This window comes from Chryseobacterium sp. A321, from assembly GCF_054489265.1.
This window is the reverse complement of record NZ_JBTMWZ010000001.1, coordinates 1018131-1036078: the sequence shown is the minus strand read 5'-3', so window position 1 is coordinate 1036078 and position 17948 is coordinate 1018131. Positions and strand designations below refer to the sequence as shown.

Below are 17948 nucleotides of genomic sequence, written 5' to 3'. Positions count from 1 at the left end.
GACGGCTTCTTTTATCGATCAAACAAAAGTCTTTCTCCTGCTTTCTGTTCGCTCACTTCCCCCTTCTCATATGCTAAATGACCATTGACAAACGTATGGGTCACTTTGGCTTCAAACTTCTGCTTTTCAAAAGGGGACCATTGGCATTTGTAGAGTAACGATTCTCTGGTCACTTCCCAAGGGGAATTGAGATCTACTAAAACTAGATCTGCCTTGTAGCCCTCTTTTACATAGCCTCGGTCCTTAATTTCAAAAAGGATGGCCGGATTGTGACACATCTTTTCCACGATTTTCTCAAGGGTTATTTTCCCTTGATGGTAGAACTCAAGCAAAGCGACGAGGGAATGTTGAACTAAAGGACCTCCGGAAGGAGCTTTGGTATAAACCTGTTGTTTTTCATCCCAGGTATGTGGAGCATGATCGGTCGCGATCACATCAATTCGGTCGTCTAACAAGGCTTCCCAAAGCGCGTCTCGGTCTTTGGCGCTTTTCACAGCTGGATTCCATTTGATCAGTGTTCCTTTCGTATCGTAATCTTCCTGACTAAACCATAAGTGATGCACACAAACCTCCGCTGTTATTTTCTTATCTTTCAGAGGAATGTCGTTTCGGAAAAGCTCCGTTTCCATCGCCGTAGAGACATGAAACACATGGAGTTTCGCGCCGGTTTTCTTTGCAAGCTCTATGGCTTTCGAAGAAGAAATATAGCACGCCTCAGCACTCCGAATTTCAGAGTGAAATTCTACGGGGATATCCTCTCCATAGAGTTGTTTGAATTTCTCTGTATTCTGTCGAATGGTTTGCTCATCCTCGCAATGCACCGCAATGAGCATCTTCGTACTAGAGAAAATCTTCTCCAAGGTTTCGGGATTGTCTACAAGCATATTTCCTGTAGAAGACCCAAGGAAAAGTTTGATGCCGGCTACATTTTTAGGATTGGTTTTTAGCACCTCCTCTAAATTATCGTTGGTGCCTCCCATCATAAAGGAATAATTGGCATAAGCGCTTTTGCTAGCGATCTCGTATTTATTTTCCAAGAGTTCTTGCGTGACCGCATTGGGCACTGTATTGGGCTGTTCTATGAAACTCGTCACGCCTCCTGCGACCGCCGCTCTGCTTTCGGATTCAATGGTGCCTTTGTGGGTGAGTCCAGGTTCTCTAAAGTGAACTTGATCATCAATGACTCCAGGCAACAAATAAAGTCCCTCGGCCTCAATTATTCGATCGACCTTCTCTAGGGACAACTCGGCACCTACTTTCAAAATCCGGTCCGCTTCGAGTAGGACATCCCCTTTGAAAATTTTTCCTTCGTTTACAATTTGAGCGTTTCGTATTAGCGTTTTCATAAGTATTCTATTGAAATTTAATCCCTAGGGGTGTTTTTGCTCTTCCTTTTAGACCCCAATTCCTTTGAAAAAGAGTAGACGTTTCCTTTCCTCAAATGGATTCCTTTGGAAGCGCCTCAAAATTACAAAAAAAGAATGCGATTTTTCTCTCTATGGGAGGAAATCCTACCTACTTCCACTTCCAGGGAATCAAAACAGGGGCAAGTTAATCTTCGCACAAGTTTTAAGGTCCGTTCTCTATCTTGCTTATTTCATTTTAAGGCGCAAAATAGCGCCCTCTCTATCCTTTATGTCAAAAAGCGGTATATTCGTACGAAGGACCAAAGGAAGTCTCGCTGAGAAGTGAGATTTAAAACGAGGAAATCCGTCCTATTTTTTACCTTTGTCCAAAATTCATTGGATTTGAAAAAATTATTAAGCGAAACACTGATCTACGGACTTGGAGCCATCCTTCCGCGAGTCATCGTGTTTTTACTCAATCCACTGTACATTAACTTCATCAATCCCGGTGAATTTGCGCAGTTCACGAATCTCTATGCAATCATTTCTTTTGTCAATATTTTTCTAACCTTTGGATTTGAAACGGCCTACTTCCGATTTGCAGCAGAAAAGGACATGGAGAGAAAGACCTTCAATACTTCGTTTTGGTTTGTAGCAATCAATGCGGCGGTGTTTCTAACAGTTTGTCTTCTCTTTACGCAGTCCATTGCTGGGTTTATGGGCTATGGAGCTTCTCCTGAGTACATTCGTTGGATGGCTTGGATCGCTTTCTTTGATGCCGTTTGTATTATTCCTTTTGCTTATTTGCGTTTTCATAACAAACCCATGGTTTATTCCGCCATTCGAGTGGCGCAAAGCGTCATCCACACCGTGTTTGTGATTGCGCTTTTCCTTTGGATTCCGCGCGAACTCTCCAAGAGCATGGGACTTACCCATAACGTATCGTTTACTTTTTACAGTAATTTGATTGGCTCTTTGTTTGGCATTCTCATGCTCCTTCCCATTGTTTTAAAGGTAAGATTTCAATTTGTCAAATCCCTCTTTCATAGGATGATAAAGTACGCATGGCCAGTCATGATCGCAGGACTTGCCTTTATGACCAATGAGAATCTAGACAAAGTAATGCAACTTTATATGATTCCGGCCGAGGATGCAGGCGCTTATGGAGGTGCATACAAACTTGCCGTACTTATGACACTTTTTGTGACCGCGTACCGAATGGGTATCGAGCCTTACTTCTTTAAACAAATGAACGAAGTGAACGCAAAACAGACCTATGCAAAGATTACCGAGTACTTCACTTACTTTGCTTCCATCATGGCTCTGGGATTAATTGCGAACCTTTCTTGGCTTAAAACTCTCTTTATTCCGAACGCAGCCTATTGGAAAGCGGTCGATATCATTCCTATTATCATCGTCGCGAATTTATTTTTTGGAATCTATTACAACCTCTCCACATGGTATAAAGTCACGGATCGTACGATCTTTGGGACTTATATTTCTTGGATTGGGGCCCTTGTCACCCTTGTGTTAAACTTCTTATTTTTAAAAGAGTACGGGTTTATGGTCTCGGCTTATGTTACCTTAGGAGCCTACTTCCTCATGATGGTACTTTCCTACTTCTTAGGTCAAAAATACTATCCGATACCCTATCCCACTCGAAGAATTTGTTTAACTTTAGCCGGCTTAATTGGCCTCTCTTTTGTTTCGTACCAATTATTTAATGCGAATTTGTGGATTGGGAATGGAATTTTCTTGATATTTACCCTCTCCATTCTCTACAGTCAAAGAGGCCTATTAAAAAAGAATTGAAAACAATGAAGATAAAAGTAATCAATCGCTCCTCACACGAACTTCCAAAATACCAAACGCCGTGCGCGGCCGGTATGGATCTTTACGCTTTTTTAGAATCCCCGATCACGCTCGAGCCCCTTGAGCGCAAGATTATTCCCACAGGACTCTCCATTGAGCTTCCCAAAGGCTACGAAGCGCAGGTAAGACCCAGAAGTGGACTTGCGATTAAAAATGGAATTACAGTTCTAAACTCTCCCGGCACTATTGATGCCGATTACCGAGGTGAAGTGGGCGTCATCCTTATCAACCTATCCAAAGAAAATTTCACGATTCAAGACGGCGAACGAATTGCCCAGATGGTGATTGCTCAGCACGAATGCGCCGAATGGGAAGTTGTAGAAACCCTAAGCGATTCGAGCAGAGGAAGCGGGGGCTTTGGAAGTACCCAAAAATAGAATTCCATTCTAGGGGTTTTCCCCTACATTTCATCCCTTTAAGTAAAATTCGAAAAACGAACACTTGACTAAAATTTAAAACACACTCCTTTATGAAAATAATCGTTCCCATGGCCGGAAGAGGCTCTCGACTAAGACCTCATACACTTACGGTTCCAAAACCTTTAATTCCAATCGGTGGAAAACCTATCGTTCAGCGCCTCGTAGAAGACATTGCGAAGGTTGCAAACGAACCCATTGAAGAAATTGCCTTTATCATTGGAGATTTCGGAGCGGAAGTAGAAGCTCACCTAATTGCACTGGCAGAAAAACTAGGAGCAAAAGGCACAGTTTATACCCAAGACGAACCTTTAGGAACCGCCCATGCCATCAAATGTGCAGAAGCCTCGATGCAAGGAGATGTGGTGGTGGCTTTTGCGGATACGCTATTTAGAGCAGATTTCGATTTAGACAAAACTTCTGACGGCGTAATTTGGGTGAAAAAAGTAGAGGATCCAAGTGCATTTGGCGTTGTGAAAATTGACGATGAGGGTTTCATTTCAGATTTTGTAGAAAAACCAAAAGAATTCGTTTCGGATTTAGCCATTATCGGCATCTACTATTTTAAGTCTGCAGAAACTTTGATGAAGGAGATTAACGACATCATGGATAAGGACCTTAAAGTAGGAGGAGAATTTCAATTAACCACGGCTTTAGAAAACCTTCGGAGCAATGGAGCGAAATTTTCTCTAGGCAAAGTCGACGACTGGATGGACTGTGGAAACAAAAATGCTACTGTGGAAACGAACAGCAAAATCCTAGGGTACGAAAAAGAAGGGTTTGCAAACTTCCCGGCTTCTGCGGTCATTGAAAATAGTTTGATCATTCCTCCTTGCTTTATTGGAGAGAATGTGAAAATCAAGAACTCAAAAGTGGGACCTAACGTGTCCATAGGAAACAATACCATCATTGAAAATTCAAATATTGACACCTCCCTTATACAAGAGAAAACCACGATCAACCACGGGAATTTAAGCAATTCCATGATTGGAAATTCAGCGGAATATCACGGCGTTTCAAGAGAAATCTCTCTAGGAGATTTTTCCGTTTTGGATTTCTTATCCAAATAGAGCGGTACCTGTTCTAAAGCAACCTATAAGCTAGCACACAACCTTTGAGGGTTGTGTGTTTTGGCTTTAAACTTGCACTTGCCTTTAAAACCCTACACATATGAAATCAAATATACTTTTTCTTTCTTTCGTTACGCTTCTTCTTGTACTTGGTTGCACGAGCCAATCCAAGGTAACCAATCCCACGGACATTAATAAAGAAGTAGATGCGAAAGCTCTATGGACAGACATTAATCGAGCGCCCGAATTTGAAACCCTTAAAATCTCAAGTAAAATCAATGCACAGACCGGAAAATTTTTGCCTACGATTGACGCCACGATTTACCTAGAGAAGGATGAGAAAGTCTGGATGAATTTCTCCGCTCTGTTTTTAAGTGTGGCTCGTGGTGTAGCCACACCAGAGGGCTTTAAAGGATATGAAAAATGGAACAAAACCTATATAGACTCTTCTTACGACTATTTAAATTCCCTTTTGGGTGTGGATTTCATAGATTTACAATCCCTTCAAAAATTACTTGTGGGAAAAACCTTCCTTCCTATCGATTCGAAGGACTTTAAATTAACCAAAGGGACCTCGTCTTACACCCTCGTTTCCAAAGAAAACCAGCGCTTTGGCTCAAGTGAGAGCAGTGAAGAGTATCAAATAAGTTTGGAATATGCTTCCAATTTTGATTTAAAAAAAGTATTATTGCAACAAATAAACTCGCCGAATCAGCTCGAGGTGTATTATTCTAACTTTGAGGCGGTGGGTAAAGAACGTTTTGCGAAAAATGTTAAACTAATAATAAAAGGCAAAAAGGAAAGTCAAGTGGAGATAGAAAACACGAAATTTGAACTTACAAAAATGTCTACGCCCTATAGCGTGCCTTCAGGTTACAAAAAAGTGACAATTAAATGACAGCAAAGAAACTTTTTTTAGGGGCTTCCCTACTGTGCTTCGTGCTTGGTTTTTCCCAGAGCAAAACTCAGCTTCAAGCGCAAAACAACGAATTAAAAAAACAGATCGCAAAGATCAATAGCAATTTAGCCAAAGCCAAAAGCGAGGCGAAATTGTCCGTGGCCTACTTAGAGGAAGTGAACAAGAAAATCAAACTTCGAGAAAAGGTCTACCAAAACACCCAAAAGGAAAAACGCCTCATTGAGGACGATATCTATCTAAAGCAACTTGAAATCAATCGCCAACGTCGAGAGCTCGCCACTCTTCGTAAAAATTATGCGGAAGTTCTTGTAAAAGCCTACAAAAACAAAGGGGTCCAAAACAAAGTCACTTTTATTCTATCCTCTAGAAACCTAGGAGAGGCCATTCGACGCGCTCAATATTTAAAAACCTATAGCAATTTTCAAGACCAAAAAGCCGCTGAAATTATGGGCGTCGCTCAGAAAATTGAAATGAACATTGAATCTCGTCAGAGATCTGTACAAGACAAGGAAACTCTACTTCGCTCTCAACAAACGGAGCTTTCTACCATTGAAGTAGAAAGAAAGCAAAAAGAGGGACTCTTAGCTCAATTCAAAATAAATGAAGTAGAGCTATCCAAAGAACTAAAACAAAAGCAGGCAGAATCCAGAGCTCTTGAAGGAAAATTAAGAAGCATTATCCAAGAAGAAATTCGTCTGGCTAAAGTAAAAGAAGAAGCGGAAAAAGCAGCAAGAGCAGAAGCTGCCCGTCAAGCGAAAATCATTGCCGATCGCGAAAAGGCAAGAATTGAAGCGGCGAACCGCGCAAAAATTGCGCAGGCAGAAGCCGCTAAGAAAAAAGCAGAAGAAGAGGCGAAACGACTTCAAGACATCGCCGACAAAAAAGCGAAAGAAGAAGCTGAGAAAACCCGTCTTGCAGAAGCGGCGGATGCGAAGAAAGCGCAAGATGCCCGAAAAGCAGACGAAGCGGACAAAGCGGAAGAAATAAGAATTGCGGCTGCAAAAGATGCAGCAGAAGCGGCTGCGAAAGCAAAAGCGGCTGCAGACAAACTCTCTGCAGCAAAAGCGAACGAGGCTAAACTCTCCAAAGCAAATGAAGATGCGAAAGAGGCTGTCGAAGCCAAAACGATGACTGCGTACGGAGTTGGGAAAACTTCCGCAGGAAACTTTGCCGCCAACCGAGGATCACTCGCCATGCCGGTTTCTGGAACCATCACCCATAGATTCGGACGCCAACCTCATCCTGTTTTCAAAAACATTGTGGAGGAAAATTCTGGAATTAAAATTGCGGTCCCTAGAGGAACTGTAGCCCAAAGTGTGTATCCTGGTATTGTTTCCAGAGTCTTTGTAGACGGAGGAACAAAAACAGTGGTTGTACGCCATGGAACCTACTTTACCATTTACTCCAATTTAGAATCGGTTTCCGTTTCCGCAAATCAAAAGGTTGTGGCAGGAACATCCATTGGAGTGGTAGGAGCCGATTTCGACGGATCTTACACGCTAGACTTCCAAATCTGGAACGGAACCACGCCAGTGGATCCCATGGGATGGTTAAGATAATTAAAAAAAAGTTTACATTTGCACTGTAATAATCTTAATAAATAATACTCATGATAGGTTTTAAAGAAATACTAATCATTGCCCTTATTATCGTAGTTTTATTTGGTGCAAAAAAAATCCCAGAACTTATGAAAGGAGTGGGATCCGGCATCAAAGAATTTAAAGATGCGGTGAAAGACGAAGATAAAAAAGGCCAGGATCCAAAATCCGAAGAGTCTACTAACCCCTAAGAAAACACTTGTGCCCCATGGCCTTTTCCGAATTAGCATGGGAGGTTTTTAACCTTTCCATCATCCATTATCATATCACAGATCAAGTAGATGCGCCCGACTGCAACCCATACGAGGAGGGCAGTTTGGAACGACTTTTGTATGCAAAGAACTGGATTGACACCGTTCAATGGCATTTAGAAGATCTAATCCGAGACGAGCAAATTGACCCAATTGAGGCGCTGGCCCTAAAAAGGAGAATTGATAAATCGAACCAGAATCGAACTGACCTTGTTGAATACATTGACAGTTGGTTTTTGGAAAAGTACAAAAACATTGTCCCCGTCAAGGACTCGGTTTTAAACACCGAAACGCCCGCTTGGGCTGTGGATAGGCTTTCGATTTTAGCACTTAAAATCTACCATATGGACCAAGAAGCGAGCAGAGAATCTGCAAGCCAGGAACATAAGGAGAAGTGCAGGGAAAAACTGCTTGTTCTTTTGGAACAACAGATCGACCTAATGAGTGCCATCGATCAGCTCCTTACGGATATAGAGCACGGTTTCGTTAAGATGAAGGTATACAAACAAATGAAGATGTATAACGATGAGAGTCTTAACCCGATCCTATATAGAAAGGATGCGCAAAAATGAAATTTTTAACTTTAGTTATCACCTTACTTACCTTTTTAGTCTCCTGTTCTTCGGAAAAAGTGACACTTTCTCCTATTCAATCCAGCATTGACGCCGCTTCTGGAGTGGCCCCAGGGTCAAGTATAGGCGCTAAATTCAGTGAAAAATCAGGGAAAATATTTTATGCCTCGGAGCTTTCCTCTCACATGTCTACTTTTCCGAAATTCCGGAATTCAGCGTTAAATGACGAAGTGGGCGATTTAAAATTCCATGTTAAAGAATACGTTTATGCAGCGCAAGCATACAATCTGGTAGGCCAGGAACGCGCACTTGAAAAAGTCGAATCTTCTTACAAGAAAATACAAAAATTAAGACGCTATCTCTCTCCTTCTGACGATGAAGTAATCAATCGCTATCTGGTGAGAATCAAAAGTAACATTGCCCAACTAGAACTTCTAAGTAGGCCCCCAGGAGGTAAATAACCTTTAAAACTAACCCCATACCATGGTCAAAAAACAAGCTGAATCTAGAGTTCCTACCGAGTTTGGCTATTTTAATATTATCGCATTTTCAGAAGTTGAAACCGATTGGATGCCGCATTTGGCTCTAGTGGCCGAGGGGACTGATTTTTCAAAACCTGTAAACGTTCGATTTCATTCTGAATGTATGACAGGAGAAATCTTCCATTCCAAAAAATGCGAATGCGGGCAACAGCTTGACTACGCTATGAAATACCTACAAGAAAACGGAGGTATTCTCATCTACTTACGCCAAGAAGGTCGTAACATTGGAATTATCAACAAACTAAGAGCATACTCCTTACAAGAAGGAGGACTTGATACGGTGCAAGCGAATTTACAGTTAGGACTTCCTGCGGACGATCGTGATTTTTCGGTCGCCATTGAAATCCTAAAATACCTGGATGTAAAAGAAGTGAACCTTCTGACCAACAACCCAGACAAAATCAAATACGTCGAACAAAGCGGAATTAAACTAAACTCTCGCATCCCACTTCAGATTGAAGCTACCGATGAGAGCCGGGACTATTTACGGGTAAAACGGACGTATTTCAAACACCTATTGAAGGACGATTCAGAGTCCTAGCATTTTTCTTTTTTATTCAGCCATCGTATGGAACGACGAAAATTTCCCAATCGGGGATTTTCTGATTCAAATAATAAAACGCAACAAAAGGCCGCTTCCTAAATATATGGAAGCGGCCTTTTTATATAGAATTTGTGTTTTCTATTTCTTCTACTTCTGTGGCGCAGAAACTTTAAGCGCATTCAGTACGGAATTGTACTCTTTGCTTTCTAAAGAAGCGGCTGCAGAAGCGGGTACCAATACAATTCTAAATTGTTGGTTGTTCAGATATTGAGCTTTCTCTGTGCTCGTCATCGTCGCTTGATCAAAATTCGCTTCTGTATAAATCTCCACTAAATCTTTTGAAAAAATGAAGTTGTAATCTAATTCTCTTCCAAGAGTTAGGTATTCTGTTTTTGGAATTAGTTGCCATACCGTTCCAGTAGAAGAGATATTTCGATAGACCAAAACCACGTCCGAGGCTGGTAGTTGAATGGATTGTTGAAGCGTATATTCGTTGGAAGCGCTAAAAGTTCCACTCACATCCTTCATTACAGGATATGTATCATAGTCTTGCCCATAATCTCTATCGTCATCACTTTCGCAACTTAGTGCAAAAAGACCAACAAAGGCGAGCATCAATAAGGGTAATAACTTTTTCATAGTTTTATTTTGGTATTAAGTGATAATTATCCTTTAGTATCCAAAACAAATGCCAAAAACTTTATTCTCTGCATGGGGGGCGTAAAATTATAAAGTTGTATTTTTGTTTCTCACGAAAACCCTGCCCTATGAAGCCAGCCCGTTTGTATTCCACTCTTTTGCTAAGTATTTTTATAAGCAGCTTTCTATCAGCTCAGTACAAACCATTAGACCTTACAGAAGCGACAAAGAAAGAGGCTGAGGAGTGGGTAAACAAAACCTACGAAAGCTTATCACAAGACGAAAAAATAGGTCAATTATTTATTGTCGCACTCTACACAAACAAGGGCGAACAGGAGATTGAGCATGTAAAAGCCCTTGTGAAAACAGAAAAACTAGGAGGCCTCATTTTAATGCAAGACGATGCAAAACGAGAAATTGAGATCTTAAATGAGCTGCAATCGCAAAGCAAAGTAGCTATGCTTGTGGGAATGGACGCAGAATGGGGGATTTACCAAAGAATCGCAAAAGCCTATAAGCTGCCATGGGCCATGGCCTTAGGTGCCATTACAGACAAAACCGTCATCACCGAAATGGCTTCGCAAATTGCATCGGATGCAAAACGAATGGGCGTCAATTGGGTTTTTGCTCCCGTGGTCGATGTGAACACCAATCCTAGCAATCCCATCATTGGCAACCGAAGCTTCGGATCCGAAGTCGATAATGTAGTACTCTCTGCGAATGCATACACGAAAGGACTTCAAGACCACGGTGTTCTCGCCGCCATCAAGCATTTTCCCGGGCATGGCGATACGAGCATGGACTCGCATTTGGATCTTCCTGTCGTAGCTCACTCCAAAGAGCGATTAGAAAAGATTGAACTCGCACCCTTTAAAGCGATGATGGACTTAGGTGTAGGAGGCGTGATGGTCGCCCACTTGTATGTGCCCGCTTTAGAACCCAAAAAAGGAGTACCCGCTTCGATTTCTTCATCCGTCATCACGGGTCTATTGAAAGACACCTATGGCTATGAGGGTCTTATCATTACCGATGCCCTCAATATGGGAGCCGTCGCCAAGCGCTACAAACCTGGAGAGCTGGATTTCCTAGCCTTTCAGGCAGGAAACGACATCATGCTTTTTTCTCAAGAGGTACACGAGGGGAAAAAGCGAATAAGAGAAGGACTAGAAAACGGAACGATTCCTGAGTCTCGCTTAGAAGAAAGTGTAAAGAAAATTCTAAAGACAAAATACTATTTAGGCCTTGATTCTTTTGAGCCCATTTCTACGCAGAATCTAGATTATGACTTAAACAATCAGACGCACAAACAAATGGCGCAAAAGGTTTATTCTAAGGCCCTAACTCTTTTACGAAATGAAAATGCGATTCTTCCTCTTACTTGCAAAGAGACTTACTACTATATAGGATTAGAAGAAGCCCCTTTCCATGAGTTTGTAAAAGCGCTCCAAATAGGAACGACTGTAATAGCCGTGTCCAAATCAAAAATAAGCACAATCCCTAAGGGAGCAAAAGTAATAGTGGGACTTCACAAGGACAATTCTACGGCCTACAAACCGTATAAAATCTCAAAAGAATCCAAAGACATCCTTAAGAACTTAACGAAAGACCATGAGGTAATCCTAAGCGTGTTTGCTTCGCCTTACGCCCTATTAGACATGGATCTACAGGGTATTTCAGGGGTTGTGGTCGCCTACGAAAACAATATTGACTCGCAAATGGCGAGTGCAAAAGCATTTTTAGGACAAAGTCCTATGGAGGGAAAACTTCCCGTGAGTATAAGTGCCGACTTAAAGGCAGGCGATGGGCTTATTCTTCCCACGCAAGAGACTTCTACTAATCCAAAACCAACTTCTCAAATCCTCATTGAATAATGAAAATAGGAATCCTGTGCTACCCTACGTATGGAGGTAGCGGCATTGTAGCCACTGAACTTGGAATGGCACTCGCAGACAAAGGCTACGAAGTGCATTTCATTTCAAACAATTTACCGGCTCGACTTGACATCACCAACCCAAATATCTTCTTTCATAAGGTAAACTTGCAGACCTACCCTCTGTTTCAATACCAACCTTATGACATCGCGCTTAGCTCCATGATCTACCGCGTGGTAAACCTTTACAAATTAGATCTTCTTCATGCGCATTATGCAATTCCTTATGCGTACGCCGCGTTTACAGCCAAGCAAATGCTTAAAGAAGAAGGGAAAGACGTGCCTCTAGTCACTACGTTGCACGGCACAGACATCACCCTTGTAGGGCAGTTTCCAAGCTACAAGCATGCAGTGGAATTCTCTATCAACCAAAGCAATGCGGTCACGTCCGTTTCTGAGAGTTTAAAGAAAGATACGTTGAAATTCTTCAACATTACAAGACCTATTGAGGTCATCACGAATTTCATTGACAACAAAGTATTCACACCTGAGATTCCTTGCCAAAGAGATCAATTTGCAAAAAAGGATGAAAAAATATTGATTCACGTCTCGAATTTGCGTCCCGTAAAAAGGATACAAGACGTTCTTCAAATCTTCAAAAACGTACAGGCCAAAATAAAATCTAAACTCGTCATTATTGGGGAGGGGCCCGATATGGAACTTGTCAATCAATTTCTAGAACAAAATCCGGAGCTAATTGATAAGATTCGGATTCTAGGAAAAGTAAACGACCTCTACCGAATTTTAGAGCTATCCGATGTTTTCCTTCTTCCTTCCGAACAGGAAAGCTTTGGACTGGCCGCCCTTGAGGCAATGGCAGCCGCCACCCCTGTCATCAGTTCGAATGCCGGAGGAATTCCCGAGGTGAACATTCAAGGGGTTACCGGGTATCTAGCCGAAATCGGCAATGTAGAAGCAATGAGCAACTATACCATTAAACTTCTGAGCGATCCAGAATTACTTTGCCAAATGAAGGTAAATGCCAAGACACAAGCGGAGAGTTTTGATTTGCATAAGATCGTTCCCCTTTATGAGGAGATGTACAGAAGAACCACAGAGGAATTTTTGAATTCAAAAAAACCTTAAATTTACACGTAGAGAAGCAAGCATTGTATGAGCGAACCGAGATTCATATCCAATCTACGACACAAACTTGAGCGAGAATGGTTTGGTGTGCTTACGCGCCTAGGTGCAAAACTGGGAATCCCAGTTTCAAAACTTCGTGTGTTCTTCATCTATTCCACTTTTGCGACGGTTGGCTTTGTTTTTCTGCTCTATCTTGTCCTTGCATTCTTCCTTTGGGTAAAGGATATCTTTGTCACTCGTCGCCCGAGCGTCTTCGATCTCTAACCTTCCTGGTTCGGAATCCTTTTCGTTCTTCGTTTTTAAAGAACCCTGATTTTACATTTTGTAATAAGCCGCGTTTTAAGTGTAAGAACTCACTTGGCAAAAGACCGTACTTTTACTTAAATTCAATTTAGATTCATGAAAATAGATTACTTGCATGTGGATTCGGCCGACCACTACCGGGCTAGGCCCATTTACGACTCTTATAAATCTTACTTTCCACGGGACGAAAGACGGAGCAAAGAGCAGTTCTTTACGCTTTTCAAAAATCCAAATGTACAAGTTCGCTCCCTTTTGGTAGATTCGAAAGACTTAGGGTATCTTATTCTTTGGCCCTTGTCAAGTTCCGTATTCGTGGAACACTTTGAAATCTTTGATGAGTTCCGAAATCAAAGTTATGGATCAAAAGTTCTTGCGGATCTATTTAAAGACTATTCAAGAATTGTGCTCGAATGCGAGCCTGAAAATTTAGGTCTGGATGCAAAACGTCGACTTTCCTTCTATCAAAAACTAGGATTGGAGGTTCTGGACAAAAACTATCAGCAACCGGCCTACGGACTGGACAAAAACCCACTCGATTTATGGCTACTTAGCAATTATCTACACCATGACATCAAGGCCTTGAAAGAGGAAATTTACGATGTGGTTTATCATTAATCCAACTCATCTGAAATACACAAAAGCGGCACTTTAGGCCGCTTTTGTAATTTATGCTTGTTCTGTGTTTAGTTGACAGACCAAATGGTATAGGATCCCGGTGGGCATTTAATTTTCACCCAACGGTCACTACGTGTCGTGGTCTTATATGCGGTCTCGTTTCCGGTTAAATCGGAGATCTCTTTGGATACCCAGTTGCTTTCCACCCACTTCTCTTGGTACGTGGAAGAGGTATTAAGATACACAATAAGACCTGGATTTCCATTGTAACCATTTCGTCTTGCAATGTATTCATCCTTGTCCGCGTACAAAATAGAGGTAGTCCCTGTTGCTTTCTCGTTATGGATTTTGATAAGGGTGTTTAATGAAGCTTTGTCAAGCCACTCTTCATAATCCCGATAGAAAATCGTAGGATATCCCTCATGCGTAAGAATGTAGGCATAGGCATATTTTTTATTCCAAATTTCGTCGGTGTCGTGGTTGGTGACAAAGGTTACGGATTTGTATGGGTTTTGTTTCCAGTACATCGCATCCGTAAGCTTCATTAAATTGTCCTCATCAAACGCCTCATCCATTTTGTAATAGGTAGAGAAATCGAAGACATTACTTCCTGAAGATTTCACCCAATCGTCGATTAGCTGTAAGTTGGTATCCCAAAGTTCCCCAACGGAGAACCCTCCTACCGCAGCATTCCAATCTTTGACTACCCAAGAACCAAATCCTTTTACGTAATCAAAACGCCATCCGTCAAACTTAAGCGTATTCTTGTAGTACTTCCCTACGGATTCTGGTTTATTCCAGAACCAATCTTGCACATACGGATTTGCATGACTTAAATCCGGCATGTGGCCAAAAATTCCTTCATCTTTCGTTCCCGTGCTGTTGGGATAAAAAGATTCATAATCTCTTTTAAAAAGTCCAGAGGCTACGGTAGTGAAATCGGTCCACGTATTGGTTTTCGTATAAGGATTGTACTGCGAACCCCCACCGCTGTTGTGGTTTAGAACAATGTCCGCATACACCATCACATTGTTTTGATGGGCTGTGGTAATTAGATTCACTAGCTCATCTTTGGACCCGAAACGAGTCTCAGTCGTGCCGTGCTGATTGTACTGTCCAAAGTCAAAATAATCGTAAGGATCGTATCCCATAGAATACCCTCCACTTTGACCTTTGGTTACAGGAGGAAGCCAAATGGCTCCAATTCCTGCACTAGACCATGCACTTACTTTTTCACTCAATTTATCCCACCAGGTTCCGCCCATCGGAACATCCCAGTAAAATGCTTGCATCATTACCGATCCACCTTCTCCGCCTACCGCTTGGCCGCTTGGAGGGAGGGCACCCACCGCAAAGGGCTTTCCATCGTGCGTGGTGACGTTAATGACTTTAAAGTCAGGTTTCACCACAACTTCCCCTGGAGGAGGGTTGGGAGTGGGGTCTGGGTTCGGCGTTGGATCGGGATCGCGTCCGCCATCAGAGCCGCAGCTAAGCAGCACACTTAGGGTCACCCCAAGTATTAGTAGTGGTCTAAATTTCATTGTAATCAAATAATGTAGTAGGTAAATTTAGTGAATTAATTAAAACATTCCACTTTTGATTGCAAATTTAGCCAACCGACTAACGAACTTCGTATTCTAATTTCACCGTGATGCTAGATTCCTTCTCTTTTGAGGAAGTATTGTAGGTTCCACCCCAGGAATATTCTTCGGTAGAGTTGGGTGCCGTAATTTGAATGACCCCCGTGGAGCCTTTTTTAAGCTTCCCTAATTTTGCTCCCGCATTGTCCGCAATTTTCTCGGCTCTTTCTTTCGCATCCTTCGTTGCATCTGCAATCATCTGCTGCTTGACCTCGGAGAGTTTGGTGTAAAAATAATTGGGTGTTGTGGATGTAAATTCAATGCCTCGATTAATAATCTCGGTGATATTTCTAGAAAGATCCTCTATCTTCCCTACTTCCTTACTCTCTATAGATACTTTTTGCATTAATTGGTACCCACCGAAATTTCGGGAACTATTTCCATTGGCGTCGTTTGAATAGTTATAGAGTTTTTGGATGTCCACCGCCGAAAACACCATTTCTTGTGGTTTAATTCCTTTGGATTTCAAATACTCTGATATGACACCTCGATCCGCAGCAAGTTCGGCGTAGGCACTTTGCAGTTCAAAACTAGTTCGGGAAAAACTTCCATCCCAAGTAATTAAATCCGAAGTAAATGTTTTGGTTCCAAGGCCTGTCACCGAGATGGTATTATCGGCTTTGTTACGGTTTTTAATGGCGGAGCCAAAAAGGGCGACGCCAATAATAAAACCTAAGGCTGCAATCGCTACCGCAAGTATAGATTTATTCATTGTGAAAATTGGATTTGGTATTTGTATTCGTACAAAAGAACAAACAAATCCTGTTCCGTTTTTTCAAGGAACTAATTCTTAAAATTTTCAGAGCAAGAAGAATCAAGGGGGCCGTAGGTACTTCCCACTCATGAATCCCATCTATTAGACCCGAACCTATTTAGACAAGATGAGATTTGGTTCTGCGAGAAAGATTTTGACGGATCTACAGATCAGTGAATATTACAAAGGAAGCTCCTTGTCTTTTTGAACCAGTACGTGGGTGTCTAGATACTCAGCAAGAAGACCTTTTAATTCTAGCTCAATGGCCTTTATATCAAAACGAAGCCTGAATTTCTTAGCTAGATCCAGACTTTCATCCGCATAGGCTAAATAGATATCAAAATCATATTCGTCAAGTCCACGAGATTTGTAATACTCTAAATCGGTCGCTTCTTTCACGCGCTTATAGAAAGCTTCTCTTTGTGCATAGTTTGCTGGAGGAGTTGGATTTGTAGCCTTATTAAATAGTTCTCCTAACCCGGATGCTAATTTCAATAGATCCATTTGACCTTGGGAAAAGTCGGGGCCCATTGCCATCGAAGATGGCATTTTATTGCTTGGATAGGCTCCGTTTGCAGGAGGTTTCATCATGTAAGAAGCCATCTCATCGTTCAATTTTCGTTCTCGCAGCGGTCGATCTAAGGCTCTAGAGTCTTTGCTTAGGATTCCAGAAGGACGAAACCCAATCACTACTTCTTCAATTTCATGTTCTAAGAGAATTAAATCAATTGAAATGGAGGAAGTTAAACTTTCTGCTTTTACATAGTAACTGACCCTCTGAAAACCAGGCTTAATAAAACGGATTTCATCTCCAACACTTCCGTAGATAAGAAAATGGCCATCGTTGTCCGATTGTGTTAAACTCTCTGTCGCGACATTGTATACACTTACGCCGGATACACTTCGATCTCCTTCTACACTCACGCGGCCAATTAAAACCTGTTGAGCACTCACAGAAGCGGTCAGAAAAAGAAATAGGAAAAGAAAAGGGGTTCTCATAGGAAATTGTTTTTTCATAGTGGAATCAAACTAAGGCTGATTCGAATCTTTAAGTCTACTCAAGTAGATCTGGATCGGTGTTTCTAACTCGGCTGTCACACCCGAGAGGTTTCTAGCTCGTGCATAGGTTCTAACCTTTGGATTGGAAGAAAAGGCAAAGCCTAAAAATTCTCCGATCCGATTGGAAGGAATGCCTTGTTCTATAAAATAGGATTCAGGCAAGCGCTGCCTTACCCAATTGATCTCCCCTTGCCTGTCTTCAAATTCATAAAGACTTTTCTTTCTACGTCCATCCCCACTTATTACTTCATACAGCGCATGCACATTTAAACTTCCCACAAGCATGGGCAAAAGCGTTTCTGCTGCAGAGGTGTAGGCTTTCTCACGCGGCTTTTCTGGAGCCTGCGGAAGGCCAACAGCCGCTTGGACTTGATCTGCTGCACTTCTTTTTGCAAGAAGCTTGGAATCCTTAGCAAGGTCTCCACTTAAACGTACACTCGGTACTTGCACCTCCTCAATTAGGGTTGCTACCTTACGAAGGAAGGTAAAGTAAGGAGTATCCTGTCCTGTCACCACGAGAGCACTTCGTTCGTACCCACGCTTAACAAATCTTAGCTCCTCTCCCACACTTGCAGGAATTTCATAAGCTCCTTCTGAATCCGTAAGGACTTTCGCTTGGGTTTTCATATTCATTACGAGAACTCCAGGAAGCTTCACACCTTCCGTGCTAACAAAGCCTTTTGCGCTTTGAGCGTAGAGCACGCTCAAAGTACCCAAAGTAAACAGTATGACAAAATGACGCGTTAGTGGGTTCATATATTCAGGTCGTAAAAATACCTCCTATTCCTCTAT

19 protein-coding genes are annotated in these 17948 nt (G+C 42.0%); 13 read left to right on the top strand and 6 right to left on the bottom strand.

Translation table 11 applies throughout. The annotated features are described in order from the left end of the window. Positions 1-11: 11 nt before the first annotated feature. A complete protein-coding gene (locus tag ACX3PZ_RS04990) occupies positions 12-1346 on the bottom strand; it encodes a dihydroorotase (protein WP_459083440.1) in 1335 nt (444 codons plus the stop codon). Between the two features lie 402 nt (positions 1347-1748). On the opposite strand from ACX3PZ_RS04990, the gene ACX3PZ_RS04985 reads away from it, so the two are divergent. From ACX3PZ_RS04985 to ribA, 9 genes are all read left to right on the top strand, one after another. Beyond that, entirely contained in the window at positions 1749-3158 is a 1410-nt protein-coding gene (locus tag ACX3PZ_RS04985; protein WP_459112052.1) for a lipopolysaccharide biosynthesis protein, read from the top strand. Between the two features lie 5 nt (positions 3159-3163). Continuing rightward, a complete protein-coding gene (dut, locus tag ACX3PZ_RS04980) occupies positions 3164-3595 on the top strand; it encodes a dUTP diphosphatase (protein WP_459083438.1) in 432 nt (143 codons plus the stop codon). 92 nt (positions 3596-3687) lie between these two features. After that, on the top strand, positions 3688-4704 hold the full coding sequence (locus ACX3PZ_RS04975; RefSeq protein ID WP_459112051.1) for a sugar phosphate nucleotidyltransferase: 1017 nt from the start codon (positions 3688-3690) through the stop codon (positions 4702-4704). 100 nt (positions 4705-4804) lie between these two features. After that, a complete protein-coding gene (locus ACX3PZ_RS04970; protein WP_459112050.1) occupies positions 4805-5602 on the top strand; it encodes a DUF4292 domain-containing protein in 798 nt (265 codons plus the stop codon). Continuing rightward, entirely contained in the window at positions 5599-7182 is a 1584-nt protein-coding gene (locus ACX3PZ_RS04965) for a murein hydrolase activator EnvC family protein (protein WP_459112049.1), read from the top strand. The genes ACX3PZ_RS04970 and ACX3PZ_RS04965 overlap by 4 nt, the downstream gene beginning before the upstream one ends. A 50-nt stretch (positions 7183-7232) precedes the next feature. After that, a complete protein-coding gene (locus tag ACX3PZ_RS04960) occupies positions 7233-7412 on the top strand; it encodes a twin-arginine translocase TatA/TatE family subunit (RefSeq protein ID WP_459083434.1) in 180 nt (59 codons plus the stop codon). Between the two features lie 17 nt (positions 7413-7429). After that, on the top strand, positions 7430-8044 hold the full coding sequence (locus tag ACX3PZ_RS04955) for a DUF4254 domain-containing protein (protein WP_459083433.1): 615 nt from the start codon (positions 7430-7432) through the stop codon (positions 8042-8044). After that, positions 8041-8505 (top strand): hypothetical protein, encoded by a 465-nt coding sequence (locus tag ACX3PZ_RS04950; RefSeq protein ID WP_459083432.1) that lies wholly within the window; start codon positions 8041-8043, stop codon positions 8503-8505. Before ACX3PZ_RS04955 ends, ACX3PZ_RS04950 begins: the two co-directional genes overlap by 4 nt. A 22-nt stretch (positions 8506-8527) precedes the next feature. Next, the gene (gene ribA, locus ACX3PZ_RS04945; protein ID WP_459083431.1) at positions 8528-9127 is read left to right on the top strand and encodes a GTP cyclohydrolase II; all 600 of its coding nucleotides are present in this window, start codon (positions 8528-8530) and stop codon (positions 9125-9127) included. Positions 9128-9277: 150 nt separating this feature from the next. Here the strand turns inward: ribA and ACX3PZ_RS04940 are convergent, their stop codons facing one another. After that, positions 9278-9769 (bottom strand): hypothetical protein, encoded by a 492-nt coding sequence (locus ACX3PZ_RS04940; RefSeq protein WP_459083430.1) that lies wholly within the window; start codon positions 9767-9769, stop codon positions 9278-9280. 128 nt (positions 9770-9897) lie between these two features. Between ACX3PZ_RS04940 and ACX3PZ_RS04935 the strand changes: the two genes are divergently transcribed. The 4 genes from ACX3PZ_RS04935 (at position 9898) to ACX3PZ_RS04920 (ending at position 13703) form a co-directional block, all read left to right on the top strand. Continuing rightward, a complete protein-coding gene (locus ACX3PZ_RS04935) occupies positions 9898-11640 on the top strand; it encodes a glycoside hydrolase family 3 protein (protein WP_459083429.1) in 1743 nt (580 codons plus the stop codon). Continuing rightward, complete coding sequence (gene bshA, locus ACX3PZ_RS04930; protein WP_459083428.1) at positions 11640-12785, top strand: N-acetyl-alpha-D-glucosaminyl L-malate synthase BshA; 1146 nt, start codon at positions 11640-11642, stop codon at positions 12783-12785. The genes ACX3PZ_RS04935 and bshA overlap by 1 nt, the downstream gene beginning before the upstream one ends. A gap of 27 nt (positions 12786-12812) precedes the next feature. Further along, positions 12813-13049: a PspC domain-containing protein gene (locus ACX3PZ_RS04925; protein ID WP_459083427.1), complete on the top strand. Its 237-nt coding sequence runs from the start codon at positions 12813-12815 to the stop codon at positions 13047-13049. 135 nt (positions 13050-13184) lie between these two features. Next, complete coding sequence (locus ACX3PZ_RS04920) at positions 13185-13703, top strand: GNAT family protein (RefSeq protein ID WP_459083426.1); 519 nt, start codon at positions 13185-13187, stop codon at positions 13701-13703. 68 nt (positions 13704-13771) lie between these two features. On the opposite strand, the gene ACX3PZ_RS04915 is transcribed toward ACX3PZ_RS04920, so the two are convergent. The 4 genes from ACX3PZ_RS04915 to ACX3PZ_RS04900 all read right to left on the bottom strand — a co-directional run bounded on the left by ACX3PZ_RS04915 (position 13772) and on the right by ACX3PZ_RS04900 (position 17912). Then, complete coding sequence (locus ACX3PZ_RS04915) at positions 13772-15244, bottom strand: alpha-amylase (RefSeq protein ID WP_459112048.1); 1473 nt, start codon at positions 15242-15244, stop codon at positions 13772-13774. 79 nt (positions 15245-15323) lie between these two features. Next, the gene (locus ACX3PZ_RS04910; protein WP_459112047.1) at positions 15324-16055 is read right to left on the bottom strand and encodes an SIMPL domain-containing protein; all 732 of its coding nucleotides are present in this window, start codon (positions 16053-16055) and stop codon (positions 15324-15326) included. 222 nt (positions 16056-16277) lie between these two features. Further along, positions 16278-17096 carry a hypothetical protein gene (locus ACX3PZ_RS04905; protein ID WP_459112046.1) on the bottom strand — a complete coding sequence of 273 codons (819 nt, stop codon included), beginning with the start codon at positions 17094-17096 and terminating at the stop codon, positions 16278-16280. Between the two features lie 30 nt (positions 17097-17126). Beyond that, positions 17127-17912, bottom strand: coding sequence for a carboxypeptidase regulatory-like domain-containing protein (locus ACX3PZ_RS04900; protein ID WP_459112045.1), 786 nt, complete (start codon positions 17910-17912; stop codon positions 17127-17129). Positions 17913-17948: the final 36 nt, after the last annotated feature.

Bases quoted from the DNA above. Each gene is read 5' to 3' on its own strand.
- ribA (WP_459083431.1), top strand. From the start codon at position 8,528: ATGGTCAAAAAACAAGCTGAATCTAGAGTTCCTACCGAGTTTGGCTAT.
- ACX3PZ_RS04940 (WP_459083430.1), bottom strand. From the start codon at position 9,769: ATGAAAAAGTTATTACCCTTATTGATGCTCGCCTTTGTTGGTCTTTTT.
- ACX3PZ_RS04935 (WP_459083429.1), top strand. From the start codon at position 9,898: ATGAAGCCAGCCCGTTTGTATTCCACTCTTTTGCTAAGTATTTTTATA.
- dut (WP_459083438.1), top strand. From the start codon at position 3,164: ATGAAGATAAAAGTAATCAATCGCTCCTCACACGAACTTCCAAAATAC.
- ACX3PZ_RS04965 (WP_459112049.1), top strand. From the start codon at position 5,599: ATGACAGCAAAGAAACTTTTTTTAGGGGCTTCCCTACTGTGCTTCGTG.
- ACX3PZ_RS04915 (WP_459112048.1), bottom strand. From the start codon at position 15,244: ATGAAATTTAGACCACTACTAATACTTGGGGTGACCCTAAGTGTGCTG.
- ACX3PZ_RS04920 (WP_459083426.1), top strand. From the start codon at position 13,185: ATGAAAATAGATTACTTGCATGTGGATTCGGCCGACCACTACCGGGCT.
- ACX3PZ_RS04975 (WP_459112051.1), top strand. From the start codon at position 3,688: ATGAAAATAATCGTTCCCATGGCCGGAAGAGGCTCTCGACTAAGACCT.
- ACX3PZ_RS04910 (WP_459112047.1), bottom strand. From the start codon at position 16,055: ATGAATAAATCTATACTTGCGGTAGCGATTGCAGCCTTAGGTTTTATT.
- ACX3PZ_RS04970 (WP_459112050.1), top strand. From the start codon at position 4,805: ATGAAATCAAATATACTTTTTCTTTCTTTCGTTACGCTTCTTCTTGTA.
- ACX3PZ_RS04960 (WP_459083434.1), top strand. From the start codon at position 7,233: ATGATAGGTTTTAAAGAAATACTAATCATTGCCCTTATTATCGTAGTT.
- bshA (WP_459083428.1), top strand. From the start codon at position 11,640: ATGAAAATAGGAATCCTGTGCTACCCTACGTATGGAGGTAGCGGCATT.
- ACX3PZ_RS04955 (WP_459083433.1), top strand. From the start codon at position 7,430: ATGGCCTTTTCCGAATTAGCATGGGAGGTTTTTAACCTTTCCATCATC.
- ACX3PZ_RS04925 (WP_459083427.1), top strand. From the start codon at position 12,813: ATGAGCGAACCGAGATTCATATCCAATCTACGACACAAACTTGAGCGA.
- ACX3PZ_RS04990 (WP_459083440.1), bottom strand. From the start codon at position 1,346: ATGAAAACGCTAATACGAAACGCTCAAATTGTAAACGAAGGAAAAATT.
- ACX3PZ_RS04900 (WP_459112045.1), bottom strand. From the start codon at position 17,912: ATGAACCCACTAACGCGTCATTTTGTCATACTGTTTACTTTGGGTACT.
- ACX3PZ_RS04950 (WP_459083432.1), top strand. From the start codon at position 8,041: ATGAAATTTTTAACTTTAGTTATCACCTTACTTACCTTTTTAGTCTCC.
- ACX3PZ_RS04905 (WP_459112046.1), bottom strand. From the start codon at position 17,096: ATGAGAACCCCTTTTCTTTTCCTATTTCTTTTTCTGACCGCTTCTGTG.